Raw genomic sequence first — 6,860 nt, 5'->3', positions numbered from 1 at the left:
TGGTCGGGGTGGCGGGATTTGAACCCACGGCCTCTTCGTCCCGAACGAAGCGCGCTGCCAAGCTGCGCTACACCCCGGTCGCTTGGACTTTTCGTCCTGCGCCTCGGCAAGTCTAGCGGACTTTGCGGCTGCTTGTGCCATCCGGCACGACGGGGCGGCGAGGAACGAGCGTCAGCAGGGTCGCCTCGGGCGGGCAGGCGAAGCGCGCGGGCGCGTAGGGCGAGGTGCCGAGGCCGGCGGAGACGTGCAGCCAGGCGCTCTCGTGCCTGCTCAGTCCCTTGACCCGGGCGCGGTCGATGCCGCAGTTGGTCACCAGGGCGCCGTAGAAGGGAATGCACAGCTGCCCGCCGTGGGTGTGCCCGGCCAGCAGCAACTGGTACCCGTCCTCGGCGAAGCGCGACATGTTGCGTGGTTCGGGCGAGTGCATGACGCCGAGGCGCAGGTCGGCGTCGGCGGGAGCCTGGCCGGCGATCTCGTCGTACCGGTCCCGGTCGATGTGGGAGTCGTGGATGCCGCCCACGTGGACGTCGAGGTCGGCCACCTTGAGGCGGGCGGTCGCGTTGTTCATGTCCAGCCAGCCGGCCTCCCGCATCGCGGCGCCCAGCTCCTCCCACGGCAGGTTCGGCACGTGCTGCCGCGAGTCCCCCTTGGAGGTGCGCCACAGATAGCGGGCGGGGTTCTTCGGCCGGGGGGCGTAGAGGTCGTTGGAGCCGTAGACGAACAGGCCCGGCCGGTCGAGCAGCGGCTCCACGGCGTACATGTACGACTCGACGGCGTCGGGGTGCGCCAGCGTGTCGCCGGTGTTCACGACGAGATCGGGGTCGAGCGCGGCCAGCGACCGCACCCACTTGATCAGCCGATGGCGACGGGGCGTGAGATGCAGGTCGGAGATCTGCAGGATACGGACCGGCCGCTGGCCCGGAGCCAGGACGGGGACGTCGAAGCGGCGCAGCCGGAACCAGTTCCGCTCGAGTACGGCGGCGTAACCGACACCGGCGACGCCGAGGCCGAGGACGGACAGGGGAACCGCGGCTGCTTTCCTCACACAGCAATGATGCCCGACGTACGGCCCGCCTCCCGCATAACCTGGCGAAGACCGGAGGCCGGGCACGGCAAGATGGACCCATGAGTGCGTTGAAGGACAAGCTGAAGGCCGACCTCGCGGCCTCGATGAAGGCCCGTGACGAGGTACGGGTCCGGACGATCCGGATGGCTCTGGCCGCCGTCAACGTCGAGGAGGTCGCGGGCAAGGAGGCGCGCGAGCTCTCCGACGACGAGGTGATCAAGGTGCTGACCCGCGAGGCCAAGAAGCGCCGAGAGGCCTCCGAGGCGTTCGCGGGCGCCGGGCGGGCCGAGCAGGCCCAGGCGGAGCTGGACGAGCAGGCGGTCCTGGAGGAGTACCTTCCCGCCCAGTTGAGCGACGACGAGCTGAACGCGCTCGTCGACGCGGCGATCGCGGAGAGCGGCGCGCAGGGCCCCAAGGCCATGGGCCAGGTCATGAAGATCCTGAACCCGAAGGTCGCGGGCCGCGCCGAGGGCGGCCGCGTCGCCCAGGCCGTACGCGCCCGTCTGTCCGCGTAGCGGTCCGGGCGCCGAGACGGCGGCGGTCCTGGCGCTGAGACGCCGATGGGCCGCTCCCCGGCGAGGGAGCGGCCCATCGGACGGAATCAGTTGAACGGGTCGAACGGCGAGTCGCCACCGCCGAAACCGCCACCAGGACCGCGGCCGTTGCCGCCGCCGCGTCCGCCACCGGGGCCGTCGCCGCCGGGACCGCCGCCACGGCCGTCGCCGCCGCCGCGGTCGGACTTCGGCTTCGGCGGAGGCGCGCACTGGTGGGCGCAGCCGCCGAACCTCGACATGTCCGGCTTCACGAACGACGAGGGCTCGATGCCCTTGAGCGCCGTCAGGAAGGTGGCCTTCCAGATCGGGCCGGGGACGGTGGCGCCGAATACCGAGCCGTACGTCCGGCCCGCCATCACCTGTCCGGGGAGCGGATACCGCATCGGGCCGCGCGGGTCGCCGAGGCTGACCGCGCCCGCGAGGTCGGGGGTGAACCCGGCGAACCAGACGGTGCGCGACTGGTCACCGGTACCGGTCTTGCCGGCGGCGTCCCGGCCGATGCCGCCGACGCCCGACATGGTGCCCTTGGTGAACACGCCCGACATGATGTAGGTGGCGGCGTCCGCGATCTCGGACTCGATGGCCTGCTTGCAGGACGGCTTGAACGAGGTCACCTTGTTGTAGCGGTCGGTGATCTCCGTGATCGCCATGGGCTTGCAGTACTTCCCGCGCGCCGCGATGGCGGCGTACGCGGTGGCCACGGTCACCGGATCCATCTCGTTGAAGCCGAGCGTGAACGTCTGGAACTCGCGCAGTTTCGCGCCGTCGGCCCGCTTGATGCCGAAGTCCTTGGCGGTCTTCACGACGTCGCAGAGCCCCACCCTCTGCTCCAAGGCCATGAAGAAGGTGTTCACCGACTTCAGGGTGCCGGTCTGCAGGGTCAGGAATCCGCCGCTGCCGCCCTCGGAGTTGTGCTGGACGCCCCGGGGGTCACCGACCAGGTTGCCGTCGCAGTCCTTGAAGGCCGAGGGGCCGCTGGCCTGGAAGGTCGCGCCGGTGCTGATGCCGTCGTTGATCTTCCAGCCCTCCTTCAAGGCGGTGAGCAGCGTGAACACCTTGAAGGTCGATCCGGCCTGGAAGCCCGCGCCGCCGCCGTGCAGCGCGTCCGCCACGACGTTGATCGACATCTCGTTCTTCTTCTTGCTGGTGCCGAACTTCCGGCTGGCGGCCATCGCCCTGATGGCACCCGTGCCCGGTTCGACCAGAGCCTCGGAGGCGACGGGCTTGTCGGACGGGTGGACGTACTTCTTGATCGCCGTCTCGGCGGCCTTCTGCATCTTCCGGTTCAGCGTGGTGCGGATCGTCAGGCCACCGCGGGCCAGGAAGTCCTGACGGGCCTTCTTGGTCTTGCCGAACTGCGGGTCGTTGAGGATCTCGTTGCGCACGTACAGGCAGAAGTACGGGTAGTCGCTCTCCTCGCAGCCGCCGGGGATCTCCTTGTCCTTCCACCCCAGCTTCTTCTTCTTGGCCGCGTCGCGCTCGGCCTCAGTGATGATCTTCAGCTCGGCCATGCGGTCGAGCACGACGTTGCGGCGGGCCAGCAGCCGGTCCCGGAACGTCTTGCCCCGGTTGGGGTCGGTGGCGTTCGGGTCCTGTACGGCTCCCGCCAGCGTCGCGGACTCGGCCAGGTTCAGCTCGGAGGCGTGCTTGCCGAAGAACCGCTTGGACGCCGCCTCGATGCCGTACGCGCTGGCGCCGAAGTAGGCGATGTTGAGATACCGGTTGAGGATCTCGTCCTTGCTGTACTTCTGCTCCATCGACATCGCGTAGCGGATCTCGTTGAGCTTGCGCCCGACGGTCGGCGCGACGGCGGCGGCCTTCTCCTCGTCGGTCTCCGCCTTGTTGAACAGGACCTGCTTCACGTACTGCTGGGTGATGGACGAGCCGCCCTGGGTCACCCCACCGGTCGTGAGGTTCTTGACGAGCGCACGGGTGGTGCCCTCGACGTCGAGCGGGCCGTGCTCGTAGAAGCGGAAGTCCTCGATCGCCACGATCGCCTTACGCATGATCGGCGCGATGCGGTCCATCGAGACCGATTCCCGGTTCTCGAAGTAGAACTGGGCGATCTGCTTGCCGTCCGCGTCGAGCAGGACCGTCTTCTCGGGCAGCGGCGGTTCGTCGAGGTCCGCCGGCTTGAGGCTCAGGGTCTCGATGCTCGATTTGACCGTGACGCCGGCCCCGCCGACGGCGGGTAGTGCAATCGCCGCCGCCAGCACTCCCGCGACGCCCGCGGCGCCGACAAGACGCAGGGCCGCACCTGTCCGGGATGCCAGAGTTTTGCCGTGAGCTTGCACGGAACCAAGGGTACGTCCGTTTGGCGGCTCTCCCGGCATCGACCTCACGCAACCGCATTACCCCCGCGAGGGGGGGACTAGTCATTCCCGGCCACATGGCCTGACATGACCATGCACGAATTTGGTCCCCCCGGGGTATGTCGGTTCGATCGTTTCCTTGCGTACTTTCTCCTCTGCGGCTACTGCAACCAGGAGGCCCGACGCCCGCGCCCGTCGGCCGAAACGACGACTGACCACCTAAGGGGAGTGGGGTCGAACATGTGGATCACGGATTGGACCTCCCGTGCCGCCTGCCGAGGTGCGGATCCTGACGCACTCTTCGTGCAAGGCGCCGCACAGAACCGGGCCAAGCTCATCTGCCGTGGATGCCCCGTCCGTACCGAATGCCTCGCCGATGCGCTGGACAACCGCATCGAGTTCGGGGTGTGGGGCGGGATGACGGAGAGGGAACGGCGCGCGCTGCTGAGGCGCAGGCCGGACGTGGAGTCCTGGCGAGACCTGCTGGAGTCCGCCAAGGAAGAGTACGAGCGGACGAACGAGCTGATCGCCGGCTGACCCCGGCGCGGCGTCCCGCTGGGGAGCGGGACGCCGGACGACATGTCCTCAGGACGCGAGGAGTTGCCCGATCTGGCGCAGTCCCGCCAGATCGTGCACGTCCTCGGGCATCGCGGGCACCTGTGCGATGGGCACCGTCGGATGGGCCGAGGTGAAGTGTTCCTGCTGGCGCCGCTCCCGGGCGGCGAGCTGCATCCTTCCGGCGTGCAGCCGCAGCACGGCGGCGGTCAGCTCGTGCTCGCCCCTGGCGTCGAGCTCCTCGGCGGCGGCGGAGCTGCGCGCCGCCGACAGCGACGGCGCCAGCGGACGGTGCACGCGGTTGACGACGAGCCCGGCCAGCGGCATGCGCTCGTCGGCCAGCCGCTCCACGAAGTAGGACGCCTCGCGCATCGCGTCGCGCTCCGGCGCGGCGACGACGACGAACGCGGTGCCGGGTGCCTGGAGCAGCCGGTACGTCTGTTCGGCGCGCTGCCGGAAGCCGCCGAACACCGCGTCGAGCGCGGTGACGAACATCTGGATGTCCCGCAGCACCTGGGCCCCGATGACCTTGGTCAGGATGCCCGCGACCATCCCGAAGCCGGCGTTGAGCAGCTTGAACGCGCTGCGTCCGCCGGCCTTGGCCGGTGCCGTGAGGATGCGGATCAGCCTGCCGTCGAGGAACCGCCCGAGACGCTCGGGGGCGTCGAGGAAATCGAGCGCCGACCGCGACGGCGGGGTGTCCACCACGATCAGGTCCCACTCGTCCGAGCGGCGCAGCTGGCCCAGCTTCTCCATGGCCATGTACTCCTGCGTGCCGGAGAAGCTGGACGACAACGACTGGTAGAAGGGGTTCGTCAGGATCTGCCGGGCCCGCTCGGGGTCGGCGTGGGCCTCGATGATCTCGTCGAAGGTCCGCTTCATGTCGAGCATCATCGCGTGCAGCTCGCCGCCGGCCTCTCCGGCGCCGTCCACCCCGTGGACCCGTCTAGGGGTGTTGTCGAGCTCGGTCAGGCCCATCGCCTGGGCGAGCCGCCTGGCGGGGTCCACGGTCAGGACGACCACCGAGCGGCCCCGCTCGGCGGCGCGCAGCCCGAGGGCCGCGGCCGTCGTGGTCTTGCCGACACCGCCCGAGCCGCAGCACACGATGATCCGGGTGTCCGGATCATCCAAGATCGCGTCGATGTCCAGCGCGGGCGCCGTCCTGGTCACAGCTCAGCCTCTCGTCGATGCACTCGATACGGTCGTTCACGCCACACCCTGGGCGCGCAGGGCGTCGGCCAGTTCGTAGAGCCCGGCCAGGTCGGCGCCGTCGGGCAGCAGCGGCAGGTCGTAGCGCGGCGCGCCGGCCTCCTCCAGCGTGACGCGCTCCCGCTTCTCCAGCTCGGTCCGCAGGGCGTGCTCGGTCACCTCCCGGGCGAGCGCCTCGGCGACCGCGGACGCGTCGGCCGTGGCATCCGTCAGCCCGGCCGCCTTGAGGCCGAGCGCGAGCTCGGCGGAGTCGAACCTGCCCTGGCCGGCCGCCTCCAGCACGCCCTCGGGCAGCCCGGCGGGGCGCACCATGTTGACGAACACGCCACCGACCGGAAGCCCGGTCGAGCGCAGCTCCTCGATGCCGTCCAGCGTCTCCTGAACGGGCATCTCCTCGAGCAGCGTCACGAAGTGGACCGCCGTCTCCGGGGAGGCGAGGACGCCCCGTACGAGGTCGGCGTGGTTCTTGATGGGCCCGACCCGGGCCAGCCCGGCGACCTCCTGCGTCACGTTCAGGAAGCGGGCGATGCGGCCGGTCGGGGGCGCGTCCATGACCACCGCGTCGTACACCCTCCGGCCCTGCTTGTCGCGGCGCCGTACGGCCTCGCTGGTCTTGCCGGTGACCAGGACGTCCCGCAGGCCGGGGGCGATGGTCGTGGCGAAGTCGACCACGCCCATGCGGGTCAGCGCCTTGCCCACGCGCTTGATGCCGTAGAACATCTCGAGGTATTCGAGCATCGCCTCTTCGGGGTCGACGGCCAGCGCGTACACGTCGCCGCCGCCGGGCGCGACGGCGATCTTGCGCTCCTCGTACGGCAGCGGCGGCAGGTCGAACGCCTGGGCGATGCCCTGCCGTCCCTCGACCTCGACGAGCAGCACCTTGCGCCCGCCCGCCGCCAGGGCGAGCGCGAGCGCGGCGGCCACCGTGGTCTTCCCGGTGCCGCCCTTGCCGCTCACCACGTGCAGGCGCACGCCGTCCCAGTCGGTGTCACGGGCCTCCCCGTTGCTTCCGGCGCGACCGCCGGTCGGCTGACTCACCGTGCCTCCTCCGCGTCGGCGTGCCTGCTGCAATCGCCCACGTGAGGAAGGCTACCCAAGGGTTACCTGCCGATACGCGGGGGTCGTCCCCCGCCGCGACCGATCGGGTAAGGGTTCGCCAACGGG

Annotated in this window: 6 protein-coding genes and 1 tRNA gene; 2 read left to right on the top strand and 5 right to left on the bottom strand. The window is 70.1% G+C overall.

Going from position 1 to position 6,860, the window contains the following annotated elements:
* A tRNA-Pro gene (locus AAH991_RS08265) sits at positions 1 to 77 on the bottom strand.
* A 35-nt stretch (positions 78 to 112) separates the two neighbouring features.
* The gene (locus AAH991_RS08260; protein WP_346225145.1) at positions 113 to 1,045 is read right to left on the bottom strand and encodes a metallophosphoesterase; all 933 of its coding nucleotides are present in this window, start codon (positions 1,043 to 1,045) and stop codon (positions 113 to 115) included.
* A gap of 80 nt (positions 1,046 to 1,125) precedes the next feature.
* Here AAH991_RS08260 and AAH991_RS08255 point away from each other — a divergent pair, with 80 nt between their 5' ends.
* Positions 1,126 to 1,581 carry a GatB/YqeY domain-containing protein gene (locus AAH991_RS08255; protein ID WP_346225144.1) on the top strand — a complete coding sequence of 152 codons (456 nt, stop codon included), beginning with the start codon at positions 1,126 to 1,128 and terminating at the stop codon, positions 1,579 to 1,581.
* A gap of 86 nt (positions 1,582 to 1,667) precedes the next feature.
* On the opposite strand, the gene AAH991_RS08250 is transcribed toward AAH991_RS08255, so the two are convergent.
* On the bottom strand, positions 1,668 to 3,914 hold the full coding sequence (locus AAH991_RS08250) for a transglycosylase domain-containing protein (protein ID WP_346225143.1): 2,247 nt from the start codon (positions 3,912 to 3,914) through the stop codon (positions 1,668 to 1,670).
* A 258-nt stretch (positions 3,915 to 4,172) separates the two neighbouring features.
* On the opposite strand from AAH991_RS08250, the gene AAH991_RS08245 reads away from it, so the two are divergent.
* Positions 4,173 to 4,469, top strand: coding sequence for a WhiB family transcriptional regulator (locus AAH991_RS08245; RefSeq protein WP_030506755.1), 297 nt, complete (start codon positions 4,173 to 4,175; stop codon positions 4,467 to 4,469).
* Between the two features lie 48 nt (positions 4,470 to 4,517).
* Here the strand turns inward: AAH991_RS08245 and bagB are convergent, their stop codons facing one another.
* Positions 4,518 to 5,657, bottom strand: a complete 1,140-nt coding sequence (bagB, locus tag AAH991_RS08240) for an ATPase BagB (RefSeq protein WP_346225142.1) — start codon at positions 5,655 to 5,657, stop codon at positions 4,518 to 4,520.
* A 36-nt stretch (positions 5,658 to 5,693) separates the two neighbouring features.
* Positions 5,694 to 6,734 (bottom strand): ATPase BagA, encoded by a 1,041-nt coding sequence (gene bagA / locus AAH991_RS08235; protein ID WP_346225141.1) that lies wholly within the window; start codon positions 6,732 to 6,734, stop codon positions 5,694 to 5,696.
* Positions 6,735 to 6,860: the final 126 nt, after the last annotated feature.

The organism is Microbispora sp. ZYX-F-249, from assembly GCF_039649665.1.
GTDB lineage: Bacteria > Actinomycetota > Actinomycetes > Streptosporangiales > Streptosporangiaceae > Microbispora > Microbispora maris.
This window is presented reverse-complemented; position numbering and strand designations above follow the sequence as displayed.

Coding starts and splice junctions, on each gene's coding strand:
- AAH991_RS08255 (WP_346225144.1), top strand. CDS start 1,126: ATGAGTGCGTTGAAGGACAAGCTGAAGGCCGACCTCGCGGCCTCGATG.
- AAH991_RS08245 (WP_030506755.1), top strand. CDS start 4,173: ATGTGGATCACGGATTGGACCTCCCGTGCCGCCTGCCGAGGTGCGGAT.